Here is a 17,944-nt window from a genome sequence, read left to right as displayed (position 1 = left end):
ATACACAAGTATTAATATAACATACCTTAACATAAATATCAAGCAAAAAACTCATATAATTTTAAAAAAATTTATGTAATCGAAGTCATAATTAATATTATTAAAAATGCGACTGTAGATGCCACTGTTGTTCCCAATGTCCATGTTTTAAATGTAGTTTTAAAATCTAAATTTAGATACTGTTTAAATAACCAGAAACCTGGATCATTTACATGTGAACAAAACATACTACCAGCTGTAATACTTAACATTATAAATACCGGTGAATAACTGATAGTCGGAACTAAAGGTTCTACTATTGCTAACGTTGTAATTGCTGCAATAGTTGCGCTACCTAGTGATATTCTTAGGATGGCAGCAACAAAGAAACTAATGAGTATTGGTGATATGTTCATACCACTAGTTATTTGTACTATCTCATCTGTTACCTTTGAATCTACTAATACCTGTTTCAAACCTCCAGCAGCACCGTTAATAAGTAATACGACTGCTATTGTTTTAATAGATTGACTTAACAATGGAGAAATACTACTAACCCTCAAATGTTTTACAATCATCAATTTCCAAATGGCTATTAATAAGCTGATTATCAATGCAGTAACTGGATTACTTATAATTGTTAATATATCTTTTAAGTAAGTTGGCAAACTATTTAAACTTAATGCTACTGTAGGAATAGTAATTAAAATAACAGGTAATAACATTAATATAATAGCAAAGCTAGAACTCATCATCTGTCTCTCAATTTTTAAAACACTTATATTATTTTGTTCTCTTTGTACGATAGGTTTAGTTTGTACCATCTTTGAATTAGTTAATAATAAACCACCAATAATTGCTGTTGGTATTGCAACTATTAAGCCATAGAAGAATACTTCCGCCATATTAAGATGGAAAGTTTTAGTAATAATACTTGGACTAGGATGTGGTGGGAATAGTGCATGGATTGTTAGTACACCAATACTTGCTGGTAAAGCTAAGTAAATTTTATCGAAATCTAGTTCTTTTGCTACTGCTAAAATAATGGGAATTACCAAAATAAAAGCTACATCAAAAAATAAAGAAAAACTTATACACATTCCAGCAATAAGAAGACCTAATTGAATCCTCTTAATTCCGAATAGACTAATCATTTTCTTTGCAGTAATTTCTACTGCTCCTAATTCTTCAAGTATTCTTCCAAACATAGCTCCTAATCCTAAGATTAGAGATAGATGTCCTAGAAGAGATCCTGTCCCCTTCTCTACCGAATCAATTATAGAACTAGGGGATAAGCCTAAAAATAAACCTAGAATAATTGCTACTATAAGTATTGATAAGAAGGGTTCAAAATGTAATTTTGTTATTAAAAATATTAGTACGCTAATTCCTAAGAAAACTAATAACAATTTATAAGAATGAATTCCTAAAAAATAAGCTAGGATCGAATATATAATTAATCCTAAGCTGATTAATATTTTATCTAATTTCATTATATTCTCCTTAATTTTTTCATTAGGTAATTATATCATTATTAGCTATATCAAGTAAAGATATACGCTTACTATAGAATTAGTGTTCTTTATCTAGTAACTCAGCGATTTTCATAAAAGTTCTTCCGTTTCTAATAGTAACAGCTTTATAGAAAGATTCTTTAATTAAATATTTATGATATGCCGTTTTTAAATAGTTCTTTTCATTAAATTTTCCCCAAATAACAGCTCTTTTTCCAAAGTGAACTTTTTCGTCGTTTAAAGGCATACTATTTATTCGTTCTTTGATAATAGAATAATCTATATCTTCACTATAAAATAGCACATCTTTTCTATAAAAATTATCATTCCACCAACTAGGCAAATTTTTAAGTTCTTCTATGTATTCATCTTTTGTTAATATTACTTTATTAATTTTGAAAGGATATGAATTCAATATCTGTGATATCTTATCATTAACAACACTTATATTTTCAGTGGAATTAAATATTATATTGCCACTGTTTATATAAGTAATAACATTTTCATAACCTAAGGTTGAAATCATATTTTTTAAATCAGCCATAGAGACTTTATTCTTACCACCAACATTGATTCCACGAAGCAAAAGTACATATTTCATTATTTTCTCCTTTTATAAAAAACTCTCTATCATTGAAATAATAGAGAGTTTTAAATTATTCATAAATTATGCTCTTGATACGTAAGAACCTTCTGCTGTATTGATTACTAATACATCTCCTTCTTTAACGAATAGAGGTACTTGTAATGTGTATCCAGTTTCTACTGTAGCAGCTTTAGTAGCTCCTTGTGCAGTATCACCTTTAACACCAGGTTCAGTTTCAGTTACAGTAAGTTCTACTGTTGTTGGTAAGTCAATACCTAAGATTTCATCACCAAACATTAAGATTGAAACTTCCATGTTTTCTTTTAAGAAGTTTAATTCGTATTCTAATTGTGCTTCTGGTACTTCGATTTGCTCGTAAGTAGCGTTATCCATAAATACATAAGCTTCACCTGTTGAGTAAAGGTATGACATTTTTTGGTTATTGATTTGAGCTTTTGCTACTTTCTCACCAGCTCTGAATGTTTTATCATTAACTGCACCTGTACGCATGTTTCTTAATTTAGAACGTACGAAAGCAGCTCCTTTACCAGGTTTAACGTGTTGGAATTCCATTACTTTCCAAATGTTTCCATCAACTTCGATAGTAACTCCAGTTTTAAAATCATTAACTGATATCATTATTGTATTTCTCCTTTAAATTGTACTAATATTATTATAAATAAAAATTTTTTTAAAATCAAGGTAAAAACGATTAATTTTAATGCAAAATACTATAAAACTAGTATATTCTAAGTATTTAGTTTACATAATATATTTTATGTAAACTAAATGCAGTTATTTTACTTTTACAGCTTCTACCATGTATATTCTATTACCTTTTTTAATGAACTTATCTTCATATTCCGTATGAACATTATCTTCTTCATAGATACTGTTTGTTAGGTCTAATGATAATCTATTGAATGTATATCCATAACTAGCATAACTCATTAGACTATATTCAAATAAGCCTTGATTATCTGTTTTTTGTATAATAGTTTTATCTCCACTAAGTATTGCTTCATAACGAGCTAAAAATGTGTGGAATGTTAGACGTCTTTTCTCGTGTCTTGTTTTTGGCCATGGATCAGAGAAGTTTAGATAAAGTTGATCAACTTCTCCTTCAGCAAAATACTCAAGTAAATCTTCAGCATTTCCAGAAATAAGTTTTAGATTTTCTCTGTGAGTTTCTTCTACTTTATCTAATAGAAACGTTAATACAGTAGGTTGAGCCTCCATTGCGATAAAGTTTATATTTTGATGTTTTTCTGCTAATGTATGAATAAACTTACCTTTTCCACTCCCTATTTCAAGATGAATTGGATTTTCATTTCCAAATATTTCTTTCCATTTCCCTTTATTATCTTTAGGTTGTAAAAATACAACGGGACTATTTTCTAAACGCTCTCTTGCGTCTGCTCTATTTCGAACTCTCATTCATGCACCTTTCTATTTTAATTCAATTGTTTCATTGAATAAATCTTTATTTTCTAATACTTTTTCTTTTGAACCTAGTACACAAGTATAGGCTCTAGACTTCATATTTTCAAATACAGTTGCTAATTTTTGTATATCTTCAACTGTGGTATTTTTAATTTCATTTACAAGTTCATCGTAAATATTAAATGGTGAATTTGTTAAATATTTATTAAGTGAATATGTTGCTAATGTACTTGGTGACATCAATACATCTAATGTATTCAATGTACCGATAATGTATTTATTTAAATCATTCTCATCAGCGATAAAGTTTCGGACATAGTTATCAATATTGTAATATATATCTAGTGTTTCAACTAAATTAGGATCACGATAAGACCATAAGTTAAAATCACCAAAGTTATTAAATATTGCTCCAGAACCGTAAGCACCATTTTTCACACGAACATTATTCCACAAATAATCTAAACTTAGGATATGTCTTAGTACTAGATGAGTTCCGGTATAATCTTTAATACTGTATCCAACACCCACATACTGCACAAGAGAATCAAAGTAAAATCCTTCAGAATAACCGTTTTCTTCTAATTTTATTTCAAATCCTTTTTGTCTATTTGTATCTTTTGGATATTTTTCTAAGAAGCTAGTAAAAACTTCTTTAAAATCATTATATTCTTCTTTATTTCCAACAAAGTTTGTTAATAATCTAGATTTATTGAAAATTAATTTAGCAACATTATAAAGATTTTCTTTTATACTTTCGTTGTCAGATTTATAATTATCTAGTAATTTATTGATGAATAAGTAGAAGTCATATTCACCATGGTATGATGCTAACCTACTTTGTGGATTATAGAATCCACTAATTCTACGTGCTACAAACGCATGTCCTGAATTCTTGAATTTGTTTTCTAGCATTAATTTAACTTCTAAAAGGACGTTGTATAATGCTTCTTTATCTTCAAAATCAACATTAAGTGTTGTTTCCTCTATTATATTAGCTAATTCTTTTGATTTTTCAACAAGATTTTTCGCGCTAATTATAAATTTAACTTCACATTCATCACTCTTATGTTTTCTAAAGACATTTATATAAGAACTAACTCCACCAAGATTTGCTCCTATTTCTTTAATAACTTCTGCCTCGGTTTTATTTTTTGTGTTAAAGTTAAATAATAAATATGATAAAATTGAAGCGTATTGAAGCTGTTCTAGCTCAAAATCGCTAATATCAAAAAGTAATTTAGTATAAGAAATTCCATTTGTTACTGCATTATAATGAGAGAATTTTAAATCTTTATATGTTTCAAATAATGTTTCTTCAAAAGGATTTTTTAATTCAACTTCTTTAGCATCAACACATTTAATTTTTTCAAGATCTTCTTTCTTATCTATACTATTTTGCCAGTTTTGTAAAGAGATATTATTTTCAACTATATCTTGTAGTTCATTTTCGGATAATGAAGCTTTGTATTCAACTAGATTTTTCTCTTTTTGCTCTTTTTCTAAAGTTGGAATTAACTGTAAAACAGCTTGTTTCTCATTATTAATTAGGAACTCTTTTGCAAGACTTTCATATTTTTTATCTTTACAATTTTCTTGTAAATCAGCTATAACTTTATCTAAATCAAATGAAGACAGTATGTCTTCTTCACTGTAAAGCCAAGTTCTTAATAATCTTATTGCGTAAGAAACACCTTTTGGTGCAGAAGTTTTGTTAATTTCTTCTTTAATTGAGAAATTTTTCTTATTGATTGAAGCTTGTACTTGCTCATAATCAAAACCTTTTTCAATGATTGATTTAAGAAGTTTTTTGTATTCAGTATCAAGTTTATCTAATTTATCATCTTTTACATATTTGAAGATGACTGAATAGACAGTTTCTTTTCTATCTTTTTGAACATAACTATAAACATCTTCACAAAAATCATTTTCTATGAAATATTTTCTAAATTCAGTATTACTACTTCCTAGAAGTATATCATCTATAATATCAATATTTTCGATTCTACTGAATTCATTACTATCACCAAGAATGTAATTATATGCAACATATGCCTTGTTACTAAGCTCTTCGTTAAAATAAGTTCGCTTAACAATTTCTTTTGAAAAATGATTTTGACGTGATAAGTTATAGTCACTATAATCTTTATAATCATAGTTATTTAAATAACTATCGATATGTTTCAAATATTGGTCTACATTTAGATTACCATATAAGAAGATATAACTGTTACTTGGGTGATAATTATAATTATATGTTTCTAAAAATTCTTCTTGTGTTATTGAAGGAATAGCCTCCGGTTTCCCTCCTGAAGAATATTTATATGGTGTATCACTGAATAAGTGTTCACTAACATATTGATCAAGGACTTCATCTACTGATGAGTATGCACCTTTCATTTCATTATAAACTACACCTTTGTATATAAGTTCATCCTCTTTATTTTCTAAATGGTAATGCCAACCTTCTTGTGCTAATATATTCTCATTATCTTTTAAATTTGGATTAAATACAGCATCTAAATAGATGTCCATTAATATTTCTAAATCTTTTTCATTTTTAGATGATACTGGATACATAGTTTTATCAGGAAATGTCATTGCATTTAAAAATGTATTAAAAGAACCTTTAAGTAGTTCTACAAAAGGTTCTTTTACTGGATATTTCGCTGAACCACATAAAACAGAATGTTCTAAAATATGAAAAATACCATTATTATTATAAGGGATAGTTTTAAAACTTATGCTAAAACTTTTATTTATGTCGTCATTTTCAAAGAAAACTAATCTAGCACGAGTTTTAGTATGCTCATAAAGATAAGCATTTGTATTAATATTTTTTAGATATTTCTTTTCTATAAGTTCAAATGTCATATTATTTAATTATTTCATAGTAGATTACATTTTTAGTAATGTAAGAACATCATAACCTTGTAGTTTGTCCATTCCATTTAGACCATCTAGTTCGATTAAGAATGCAATACCTACTACGATTCCTCCTAATTCTTCTACTAATTTAATAGTTGCTTCAATTGTTCCACCAGTAGCTAGTAAATCGTCAGTGATAAGAACACGTTGACCAGGTTTAATAGCATCTTTGTGCATTGTTAAAGTGTTACTACCATATTCTAAATCATATTGGTAAGAAATAACTTCACGAGGTAATTTATTAGGTTTTCTAACAGGAACGAATCCAATACCTAATGAATAAGATACAGGACATCCAATGATAAAACCACGTGCTTCTGGTCCAACTACAACATCAACTTGTTTTTCTTTTGCATAGTTAACGATTTGATCAGTAGCATATTTATATGCCTCACCATCTGCCATTAATGTAGTAATATCTTTAAAACTAATTCCTTCTTTTGGCCAATTTTCTACGATTGAAATGTATTTTTCTAAATTCATTTATTTTTATTTTCTCCTAAATGTTTTCTTAACTCAATTATTATACTATAAAATCCCAAAATAAGCAATTTTAAACACTATTAATACACTAAGAAACAGTAATTTATTAGATTACGTGCTACTTATAATATGAAAAATATACTTATAGTATTATATAATCTAGAACCCTGTATATTTTTAGCAATTTAAAATCATCGGTTAATAAAATCAATTATTATTTGTATTCAATGTTATGTGTTAAAATATATTATAAATACGATATAAGGAGATTCTAGTATGAAAATTACATTTACTGATTCAGCTGTGAATTATATTTATAAAAAATTTGAAAGTAAGGACACTAATGCATATGATATTATTATTGACTATTTAGATGGAAATAGTCCATATTCAGATAACGTTAATGGGTGTCATTGTCAAGTATATGATAAATATAGAATTTTAATTGTTTCTAAGGAAGACAAAAATATTAAATGGGATAAATATGATAAAGAACTTTCTACAAACATAGGTACTGTTCATTATCCTTCTTACTATGAAGTTATGTTTGATAAAGACAATAAATTTGATTTTAGTGAAACTAATTTTACTTTATATTTAAAAAGCGAAGCGGGAATTATTACAGAACAAGTTCAATTAATAATTAAAAAATAAATTTAAGTAAATTTTAATAAGTTTTGCTAACATTATCATAAGTGTAATTAAAGAAAGGAGAATGTTTTGAAATCTTTTCTAAACAGTAGAAAATTAACAGTATTTCTATTTTTTGTATATTTATTTATACTTACATGGGTAATAGTAGCTAAAATGGATTGGAACTTACTACTCAGTAGTAATTTTTCTTGGATACATAATCCTCGTGTATTACTCTATCCTGGCGTATCTTGGAGAACAATCAATCTAGTACCATACAGATTTGGAAATTTTGACATTGTTGAAGTTTTACTTAATATAATTTTCTTTATACCTTTTAGCTTTTATATCAAAATGCTATATCCTAAATCATCTGGTTTAAGAGCTATAATTTTAGGGTTTATATTAAGCTTAATATATGAATCTACTCAATATATCTTGACTATTGGGTTCCCTGATATAACAGACTTGATAGATAATACTTTAGGAGCCTGCATAGGAGTAATAATTATCAATATTATTTCTATAATTTTAAAAGAAAAACTTAGATTGTATATGAATTTCATTTTAATACTTCTTTCAGGATATATTATTTATGAAATAATTAATGTAATATCTTAAATAACAAATAATAACGGATGTACTTGACGATTGTTAAGTACATCCGTTATTTATATCTTATGTAATTATTATTATTATTAAATTTTTAAATTATCTTTTTCTTCTGAAGCCTAATGCAGCTAATCCAATACCTAATATACCTACTAATAATGCTCCAACACTATTTTCAGTTAATCCTGTTTTAGGTAATATGTTATTGAATCTTTGTGAAATTGTATTATTTCCAACATTAGTATTGTTATTTTGAGTAGATAATGTAGCATTTGTATTAGAATCTTGGTTATGTGATCCATTGTTATTTGTTCTTGAAACAATAGTATATGTACTGAAGTGATCTGTATAGAATGTTAATTTTCCATCTGAATATGTACTTGGGACTTTTTCTAATTTATCACCATTTACATAATAAACTGCTAATGTTTCATTGTCTTTGGAAAGAACAGCTACTGTAACTGCTCTAGTTTCTCCGTCTTTATTTATTACATTACCATTATCATCTGTGAAGAATAAATCTAAAGTTTTCACAACATTTAAATTCTCATCAAGATCCTTAACTAATTCTTTTACTTCGTTTACTTTTTGTTCATTAGAATTTTGAGCAACAAAGTGAATACCAGTAACATCTTTAGCCTTGAATTTTACAGTTACTTCTTCATCTCCAGGTAATTTAGCAACAAGTGTATCTTTTAGATTGCTAAGTTTAGCATCATGATTATCATCATTTGTAGGATTACTTGGTTGTTCAATTGCTGGTGTTTGAGTATTTTCCTCTGATTTAGGCTGTTCAGGTGTTACCTGAGGTTTTTCTTCTGGTTTAGGTTGTGCTGGAGTTACTTGAGGTTTTTCTTCAACCTTAGGTTGCTCAGCAGGATTTTCATCTTTTTTATCTTCTACTTTCGGTTCTTCTTTTTTAACATCAGCATCAACTGTTGTTATAAGTTCAACTAATTTATCATCGATATTAGTAGCATTTTTCTCGAATAGAGTTTTAGTAATTCTATATTTATCTCCTGCTTTCATATCATTATCAGTAATTTCTAGTTTTTTATCATCTTCGTTAGAAACACTTGTTGAACTAAGTTCTTTAACTTCATTACCGCGGATACGTTCTACCTTAGTAACAATATACCAGTTACGTCCATAATCGTCACTCTTAAGTAGTTCTGCCATAGGTTTTGTTTGTTTACTTAGGAATTCTTTATATTTTTCTAAACCTTGTAAGATACCTTCTCCACCATAAAATTCAGAACGACCTCTATACCAGTGTAGAAGATTAAGAATTGTTAATTTTTCATCTTTAGGTTGAATTGTAATCTTATTATCTTTTGCTACAACATTTAATTCAATAGCTTGTTTTTGTGGATAATAACCTTGTGTAACTTCAGGAGAAATTCCTAATAGTTTTGTATCAGAATCATTATACGGTAATGTTGCTGGTAAATTGTTATTAGCAATATCAAGAATGTGTAGACTACCATTTGCTTTAATTAAGTCTAACGGTATATTACTAATTTGGTTGTTAACCAGTCTTACAGTTGCTTTATTTTTAGCAAGTGTTTTCCATAATTCATCAGATAAGCTAGAGATATGGTTATTATTTAAAGCTAGAGTATTTAATTTTGTTAAATTAACTCCATTTTCTGGAAGTGATGTTAATTTGTTGTTAGCTGCATATAACTGTGTTAAAGAAGATAAATTAGCTATACTATCTGGAAGTTTAGTAAGTTCATTATCAGTTACAGATAAGAATGTTAATCCTGTATTGTTTTTAAATAAATCATTTGGAAGTGATACTATTTTATTGTTAGATAAACTTACAGTTTTTAGCTTCTTATTATTAGCAAAAACATTTGCTGGTAATGTTGATAACCATGATTGACTGAATTCAACTGAATCTAATTCAGGATTATTTGCAAACAAGTTTTCTGGGATATTACCTAAGTTATTAGAAGATAAGTTCACAGTTTTTAATTTTTTGTTATTAGCAAATAGATTTTCAGGAAGTTTAGTAACCCCGTTTCCTCCTAAGTTAATATGCTCAATATTAACTGCATTTTTGAATAAGTCTTCTGGTAATTCACCGAAGTTATTACTATCTGAAGAGAATGATTTAACTCCAGGACCCATGTGTTTTAGTAAATCTAAGTTGTAAATAGCACCTTTATCAACTTTTCCATCGATCTCTAATGATCCAATGTTGATATCACCAGTGAAGTTTTTTAATTCATCTTCTGTTACTTTGCCGTCTTTGTTAGTATCTACCCCATTGGCAATTAATTTTTTCTGAAGAAGATCATCGCTTTTTTTACGTTCTTCACTATTTTTTTCTACTAACTCAAATCCATTCCATCCTTTTTTGATCTCAGGTTTGAATTTTAGTTTAACAGTAGTATATTTGTCGAAGTTTCCTTTATCACTCTCTAGAGATCCCATATAAGAAACTATAACACCACCTAAGTGTACTTGATCTAGATCTTCAACCGGAAGTGTAAATAACGCTCTGTCATATTGTCCCGCAGAGTTCTTCTCACCAAAGTTTTCTTTTACACCTGATTCCCATTTACCTTTATTTTGAATAGCAAAATCATATAATCCGTGAGCAAATAAAGTATTTAACATTGTTATACTCATTTTCCCATCTTTAACTACTAATTTTACATTTTTGTCAAAGAATCCTTCTAGCATAGAAGTACCTTGTCTTCCATCAGCGTATAAAGCGTTAAATCCTAAAGTATATTCACCATCTTCTAATTTATCAGTAAGAGAATAAGTTTTTTCTTCTTGTTTTTCAGGAGTTTTTTCTGGTGTTGGTTTTTCTTCAACTACCTTGTTTCCAGTTGTATAAGCTTTACTTTCGCTACCGTCATTTGCTTTAAATACAATTGTATTATCTCCATCGAAGTTCCAAGCTTTAAATGCTTTAAGACTTTCTCCACCATCATCGAAAGTAACGATTTGATCATTATAGTTTTTACTAAACAGTGATTTGTTGAAAGTTTTTCCATTGATAACAACTTCTTTAGTATTTTTAAGAACATCTTCTGCTTTAAATCCATCAGCTAAAGTAATGTTTAATTCATCAGCATATTTATTCTTCTCTACTTTAGAAACTAAATCTTTTTGAGCATATGATGCACTAGTAGCTGGTGTATCCTGTTTTGGTTCTGTGGGCTTCGCATCTTCTTTTTTATCAGTTACCGTTGGGTATGAAATTATAGTTCCATCAACAAGTTTAACCTCTAGTTTATTGTCTGAGTCTTTTAACGCTTTTACTAAATCTTCGTTAAAAATTCTAATTCCAAGATATTTTGATGTTTCTACTTTATCTTTGAATACATCTTTATTCACAGTAGTTCCATTTAAAGTTACACTTGCAATTTCATCAACAAAATTATCATAAACAGAAGTATCAGATAATTCTAAAGTTAAGTGTTTTTCATCTTTCCAGTTTTTACCTTGATCTAATTTAGAAATTGTATATTTAGCATTTGAAGCAGGTTTATTAGAACTACTTTCACTATCTCTTGATGGTGTAGTCGTTTCATTACTTGGCTCTACATAACCAGCATCTTCATATGTTGTTTTAGAACCATCCTCAAATGTAAACTCAATTTTGTGTTTATCTTGTTTTTTGTAATGTTCAGTAATAGCTTTATCTGCAGCAGTTACTTCTCCATTATATAATTTATAAAATTTACTATTTGTATTTTGTTTATCAAATCCGAAATCTTTTCCATCTACTGTAAGTTTAGTTACTTTTGACCAGTAGTTTTTATAAAGATCAGAACCTTCTAAGAAGAAGATTAGAGAATCGTTATCTATTTGTGGTTCTAAAATTTTTAGACCTTCACTAATTAATTTTGGTTTAGCAGTTGGATCTACATACCCTTTATCTTCATATACAGCTTTTGATCCATCTTTAAAAATAAATTCTATTTTGTGTTTATCTTGTTTATTATAATGATTAGTTATTTCACTATTATTAACATAAATAACACTATCAAATAAAGAATAGTTTTTTGAAGAAGATGCTTCACTATTAAATCCGAAGTCTTTTCCATCTATTAATAATTTATCAATTTTATTCCAGTATCTCTTAAATAAAGTATCTGAAGTATCTTGACCCTCAACGGCAATCTCTAGTGATCCACTTGTTCCAATCTCTGGTTCGTAGACTTTAAAACCTGTGCTCTGTTGATCTTGTGCATAAACTACATTAGAATCAAGATTTAGTTTAGAATAATTGAAATCAACTGAACCTATACTTAAACAGATAGGTACTGCTAATCCAATTATTAATTTATTATTATATTTTTTGTTCATGACATTCCTCCATAAAAACAATGATAATCAATATCGATTAATTATAGCTACATTATACTACAACAGGTAATAAGATACAAGTGAAAACATCAAAATAAAAAAAAATTAGAGCATAATTTTATAAAATCAGTTCATAAAAAGCTGATTTCATAAGCTTATACTCTATAAAATAATGTTCATATTTTTGCCACAATGAAAAAATAATTAATATTAATTATTAGAATCTTTTAGTTATCAAATTATAGTGTATTTCGATATCCTCTGGTTCTGTAGCATAACCACGTAAATCATAATATTCTCCATCTTTTTCTAATACTGCAGTAGGATAAGATTCTATACCTAAGTTAAGTGTTCTTAGAAAATCTGGATGAAACGGATTTGTATTTTTAAAAGCAATTGTAAGTTTTAATGCCAAATCAGAACTATCGATTTCATATTTGTCGCATAGTTCTAAGTATGTTGTAATATCACTTAAACTTTTACCCTCAACAAAAAACTTACATTGCATATCATATGCATAATCTAATAACTTTGAATTTGGTATAAGTTCTTTTACTGTATTAAAAGCAATCGCAGGATGAAGTGAATTTAATACCATTTCACCTTCTTCAAGCACCTTCTTATATCCTTCTCCAAACTCAATATTATACATTTCTGAAATTTGTTTGTTGCCTTCTGCTATATATGTGTACTCTCCTATTTTTTTACTGTTTTCTCCAATAAATAATCCGCCAGAGATAATATCAATTTCTATGTCTGTATGATTCTTGTAAAACTCAGTAAATAATTTGTCAAAACCATAGCACCAACCACAGTATGCGTCCCAAAAATATAATATTTTCATTTTATTCTCCTTTTATTACATTAATTTTTATCAAAAGCTTTGTTAATATTCGTTATATTCTCTTTTAGTAAAATCTTCTCAACTTCGAATATACTTTCCATTCTAACAAAACTTGCTGATTGTTTTAAATCAACTTTTTTATAGTTTTCATTCAATTTAATGGTATTATTCTCAAAAGTTATAAGATTTAATTCTTTAAAAATTTGAATCATGATTTTCAAACTATCCACATTTGTTTTTAATGTTGTTAACAATTTATCTAATTGCTGTGCAATATTAATTTGTTTATTAGTCGTAGATAAAATTATATTAAAAAGTTTAATCAATCTATCTTTGTCAATTAAATAAACATCAGATAATATTTGCTTTTCTTCACAAATTAAATATATTTTCTTAGGATTTAACTTAATTAATTTTTCGATATATTCCTTACTAGTAGGAATGTCTAATAAGTAGATATCTTCAATATTTTCTTCTAGCTGTTCAATATCTTTATATAAATAGAAATTGTTATCCCTGTCATCAATTTTTTTAGAAATCTTTATTGCTTTATTATCAATTTTTGAAATGTCATAATTAATAAATCTTAAGTCTTCAAATAAGAATTCTTTAATATCTATATCTATTATATGAGCTTGTAATTTTGTACGACCATTAAAGTTATTTTTATCAATTGTACATAATAGATCAATGATATCATTCTTCTCAACTTTTTCAAATGCACCACTATCTTTAAAAGTGATACATTCTAGATTACCTACTTCATCAGCTATTGTAAGTCTTAGATACTGTTTGTCTGATCCGAAATAAGATTTATTTAATACCATTGCATTTTCTAATAGTACTGTTGGTTTTTCAAAGTCCATTCCAAATGGTTTTAATATTTCTAGTGAATTAAGGAATTGATAACTTATTTCTTCTAAACTAGTAACAATATCAATTTTTTTAGTTGATTTTAATTCATTATTCTTCTTATATTCTTCATATTCACTATTAAGAAAATCTTGTATTTGATCTAGATTATTTTCATCAAATGAGAAACCAGCAGCAAGGGTGTGTCCACCAAATGCTAAAAATAAATCCGATATTTTATTCATAGCTGTGTAGATATTAAAATCAAAAATACTTCTGGCCGATCCTTTCAAAACTCCATCTTTATTATTCATAATAAACACAGGTCTTTGATATTTTTCTACAATATTAGATGCAACTATTCCCAGAACGCCTTCATGATAATTTCCAGATATCATAAGAACATTATTATCTTTTTTATTAGACCTCTCTATTTGACTAATAACATCTTTAACAATATCTTCCGTAACTTGTTTACGTTCAATATTATATTTTTCAATTTGTTCAGCCAATACTCTTGCTGTCTCAGCATCTTCAGCCATTAGGAATGAAAGTCCTAATTTAGCACTATCCATTCTACCAATGGAATTTAATTTTGGACCTATATAAAAGCCAATTGTTTGTTCATCTACTTTAGTATCAATATTTGATAATTCAAGTAACATTTTTAATCCTATACGTGGATCTTCATTGATTAATTCCAATCCCTGTTTAACAAAAATCCTATTTTCATCAGTAATTGAAACCATATCAGCTATAGTTCCTATTGCAACTAAGTCTAAAAGAAAATCAGGGAAAATTTCAAGTAAAGCATGAGCTAGTTTAAATGCAACCCCAACTCCTGCTAGTTTTTTAAAAGGATATTCTCCTTCTGGATGTTCGGGATGTATGATAGCATATGCATTTGGAATGGTATCTTGTATTTTATGGTGATCTGTAATAATGACATCACAACCTAATTCATTAGCAAGATCTACTTCCTCGACACCTGCAATACCATTATCTACTGTAATAATTAAAGTAATTCCAGATTCAATAATTTTTGTAAAGGCTTCTTTATTAGGTCCATAACCTTCATCAAATCTATTTGGTATGTATGATGAGACATTTGCTCCTAAAGAAATTAGTGTTTCGACTAATAGTACTGTAGATGTAATACCATCGGCATCATAGTCACCATATACCAATATTTTTTCTTCATTCTCAATAGCTTCATTAATTCTATCAACAGCTTTTTGCATATCATACATTAAAAATGGATCATAACCTTCTTCGTATTCATCTGAAAAATATTTTTTCACTGAAGACATATCTGTAATAGACCTGGCATTTAATATTTTCGCAACGTTTTTTGATATATTATACGATTCTATCTCCTTTATAAAATTTTCGTCGTATGTTGGATATATCCAATTGTATTTGATTCCCATTTTTTCACCTCACTTCTTTTGATTTTTATTTGTTTATTCTTTTTTATCTTCTTCCAACTGTTCTTTAGTAAATAATAATTTTTCTGTTCTTTCGTATTTTTTTGATAAAGTTTTATATTTTTGACGCCAATATAGACTCGCAAGTATCATTCCTATAAAGAAACATACAAAGAATAGAATCGTTAATGGCAATTTAACCGTAAAGAAGATAAATGATACAGGTACAGAATTATAATTCATTATAAAGAAAGTAATTATTGATACAAAGGCTATGACTATCCCAAATACTTTATAAGGTAACTTATTATCCATTATTCCACCTCTCTAACCATATTAGCAAATTCTTCTTCGTTTATTACTCTAATTCCTAATTGCTCAGCTTTAGCTAGTTTTGAGCCTGCTTTTTCTCCCGCAATTACTAAATCAGTTTTTGAAGTCACACTTCCTGTAACTTTTGCTCCATATTTTTCTAGATATTCTTTAGCTTCATTTCTAGTTAATTCTACTAATTTACCAGTTAAAACTACAGTTTTTCCAGCAAAAATATTATCAGTATTAACTTCTTGAACTTCATACTGAGGATTCATTCCAACTTTAATTAAATCATTTATAAATTTTATGTTATTTTCATCAGATAAATAATCTAAAATAGATTCAGCAGTAATTTGACCAACATCATCTAGATTTACAAGTTCATCTAGTGTAGCATTCATTAAATTAGAAAGATTTAAATACTTTTCTGCCAATATTTTCCCTGCTTTTTTTCCTACATTAAGAATACCTAGTGCAAATATGACCTTGTCTAAACTGCTTTGTTTAGAATTCTCAATTGCACTTAAAAGATTATCTACTGACTTCTCTCCCATTCTATCTAATGATATTAGTTTTTCTCTTTCTAATGAAAATAGATCAATAGTATGAGCAATAATACCTTTCTCATAAAGTGTAGTAACAACTTTATCGCCTAAACCTTCTATATTTAAAGCATCTCTTGAGGCAAAGTGTATTATTCTTCTAATATTTTGATCGGGACAATCTGGATTTTTACATCTCGTAAATGGATCATTTTCTTTTGTGTAAGTTTGTTGTCCGCAAGATGGACATGTATTAGGCATTGTATATTTTGTTGAACCCTCAGTTCTTAGTTCTCTAACTACACGTACTACTTTTGGAATTATCTCACCTGCTTTTTTTACAACGACCATATCACCTATGTGAATATCAAGTTCCTCAATAATATCTTTATTATGTAAAGAAGCTTTAGACACTGTAGATCCAGAAATTACTATAGGATCAAGAATAGCAACTGGAGTGATAATACCGGTTCTACCAACACTTAGTTCTACATCAAGCAATTTAGTGGCTAATTCCTCTTCAGGAAATTTGTATGCGGTAGCCCATCTTGGACTTTTTTGAGTGTAGCCTACTTCTTCTTGTGTTGAGTATGAATTGACTTTTATAACTATACCATCAATGTCATATGGTAGATTTTTCTTGTGCTCTGTCCAATAATTTATATAATCTATAACCTCATCGATATTTTTGCATAATTTGAAGTTAGGATTAACTGGAAGATTATACTCTTTAGCTGTATTTAGAGCATTTTCCTGAGATATAATGCTGTCATCTCCAACTATTGAATAAATAAAAGCTGATAATCTTCTTTTCGCAGTAATTTTTGAATCGAGTTGTCTTAATGAACCCGCCGCTGCATTTCTTGGATTAGCAAATAATACTTCATTATTACTCTCACGTTCAGAATTTAATAGTTCAAATGATTTTCTTGGTAAGTAAACTTCACCTCTCACTTCAAATGTTCTATTATCTTTTAGTACTTTTGGAATTGAGAAGATGGTTTTAATATTTTCAGTAACATCTTCACCAACGCTACCATCTCCACGTGTAGCAGCACTTACCAATCTTCCATTCTCATACTTAATTGAAATTGCTAAACCATCAATTTTTAATTCACATATATATTCAACACTGTGATCTGGTACTAATTTTGAAATTCTTGAATCAAAATCCCTTAAATCTTCAGTTGAGAATGTATTAGATAAACTTAACATTGGAACCTTATGTGTTATTTTTTCAAATTCATCTAATACCCTATCACCTACTCGTTGAGTAGGTGAGTTCTCTAATATATACTCAGGATGATTTTCTTCTAGTTTTTCTAATTGTTTATATAATGTATCATATTCTGTATCTGATATTTGTGGATTATCTTCAACATAATAATCATAAGAATATTTATTTAATAAAGAAACTAATTTCGAAATTTCTTCTTGAACTTGTTTCATAAAAA

At 27.9% G+C, this 17,944-nt stretch carries 13 protein-coding genes; 2 read left to right on the top strand and 11 right to left on the bottom strand.

The genetic code is table 11. The annotated features are described in order from the left end of the window. Window positions 1-71: 71 nt before the first annotated feature. The 6 genes from O5Y44_RS00620 to O5Y44_RS00595 form a co-directional block, all read right to left on the bottom strand. Window positions 72-1,472 (bottom strand): GntP family permease, encoded by a 1,401-nt coding sequence (locus tag O5Y44_RS00620; protein WP_271965355.1) that lies wholly within the window; start codon window positions 1,470-1,472, stop codon window positions 72-74. A gap of 79 nt (window positions 1,473-1,551) precedes the next feature. Further along, complete coding sequence (locus O5Y44_RS00615) at window positions 1,552-2,094, bottom strand: DUF1697 domain-containing protein (RefSeq protein WP_271965356.1); 543 nt, start codon at window positions 2,092-2,094, stop codon at window positions 1,552-1,554. Window positions 2,095-2,160: 66 nt separating this feature from the next. Continuing rightward, window positions 2,161-2,718 (bottom strand): elongation factor P, encoded by a 558-nt coding sequence (gene efp, locus O5Y44_RS00610; protein WP_003145634.1) that lies wholly within the window; start codon window positions 2,716-2,718, stop codon window positions 2,161-2,163. 156 nt (window positions 2,719-2,874) lie between these two features. After that, window positions 2,875-3,516 carry a tRNA (guanosine(46)-N7)-methyltransferase TrmB gene (trmB, locus tag O5Y44_RS00605; RefSeq protein ID WP_271965357.1) on the bottom strand — a complete coding sequence of 214 codons (642 nt, stop codon included), beginning with the start codon at window positions 3,514-3,516 and terminating at the stop codon, window positions 2,875-2,877. A gap of 12 nt (window positions 3,517-3,528) precedes the next feature. Further along, entirely contained in the window at window positions 3,529-6,396 is a 2,868-nt protein-coding gene (locus tag O5Y44_RS00600) for an insulinase family protein (protein ID WP_371465150.1), read from the bottom strand. 24 nt (window positions 6,397-6,420) lie between these two features. Continuing rightward, window positions 6,421-6,933, bottom strand: a complete 513-nt coding sequence (locus tag O5Y44_RS00595) for an adenine phosphoribosyltransferase (RefSeq protein ID WP_102169808.1) — start codon at window positions 6,931-6,933, stop codon at window positions 6,421-6,423. Window positions 6,934-7,209: 276 nt separating this feature from the next. Here O5Y44_RS00595 and O5Y44_RS00590 point away from each other — a divergent pair, with 276 nt between their 5' ends. Next, window positions 7,210-7,587, top strand: coding sequence for an iron-sulfur cluster biosynthesis family protein (locus O5Y44_RS00590; RefSeq protein WP_371465149.1), 378 nt, complete (start codon window positions 7,210-7,212; stop codon window positions 7,585-7,587). 66 nt (window positions 7,588-7,653) lie between these two features. Beyond that, the gene (locus O5Y44_RS00585) at window positions 7,654-8,187 is read left to right on the top strand and encodes a VanZ family protein (RefSeq protein WP_271965360.1); all 534 of its coding nucleotides are present in this window, start codon (window positions 7,654-7,656) and stop codon (window positions 8,185-8,187) included. Between the two features lie 90 nt (window positions 8,188-8,277). Here the strand turns inward: O5Y44_RS00585 and O5Y44_RS00580 are convergent, their stop codons facing one another. The 5 genes from O5Y44_RS00580 to ligA all read right to left on the bottom strand — a co-directional run bounded on the left by O5Y44_RS00580 (window position 8,278) and on the right by ligA (window position 17,939). Further along, the gene (locus tag O5Y44_RS00580) at window positions 8,278-12,510 is read right to left on the bottom strand and encodes a leucine-rich repeat protein (RefSeq protein WP_271965361.1); all 4,233 of its coding nucleotides are present in this window, start codon (window positions 12,508-12,510) and stop codon (window positions 8,278-8,280) included. Window positions 12,511-12,727: 217 nt separating this feature from the next. Further along, window positions 12,728-13,354, bottom strand: a complete 627-nt coding sequence (locus tag O5Y44_RS00575; protein ID WP_371465147.1) for a DsbA family protein — start codon at window positions 13,352-13,354, stop codon at window positions 12,728-12,730. Window positions 13,355-13,374: 20 nt separating this feature from the next. Next, window positions 13,375-15,636, bottom strand: coding sequence for a single-stranded-DNA-specific exonuclease RecJ (recJ, locus tag O5Y44_RS00570; protein WP_371465146.1), 2,262 nt, complete (start codon window positions 15,634-15,636; stop codon window positions 13,375-13,377). A 33-nt stretch (window positions 15,637-15,669) separates the two neighbouring features. Further along, window positions 15,670-15,948, bottom strand: a complete 279-nt coding sequence (locus O5Y44_RS00565) for a LapA family protein (RefSeq protein ID WP_003146067.1) — start codon at window positions 15,946-15,948, stop codon at window positions 15,670-15,672. Continuing rightward, on the bottom strand, window positions 15,948-17,939 hold the full coding sequence (gene ligA, locus O5Y44_RS00560) for an NAD-dependent DNA ligase LigA (protein ID WP_371465144.1): 1,992 nt from the start codon (window positions 17,937-17,939) through the stop codon (window positions 15,948-15,950). Before ligA ends, O5Y44_RS00565 begins: the two co-directional genes overlap by 1 nt. Window positions 17,940-17,944 lie beyond the last annotated feature (5 nt).

This window comes from Gemella sp. 27098_8_155, from assembly GCF_041433725.1.
Taxonomy (GTDB): domain Bacteria; phylum Bacillota; class Bacilli; order Staphylococcales; family Gemellaceae; genus Gemella; species Gemella haemolysans_D.
Note: the sequence above shows the minus strand (reverse complement) of the source record. Positions and strands in the feature narration are given on the sequence as shown.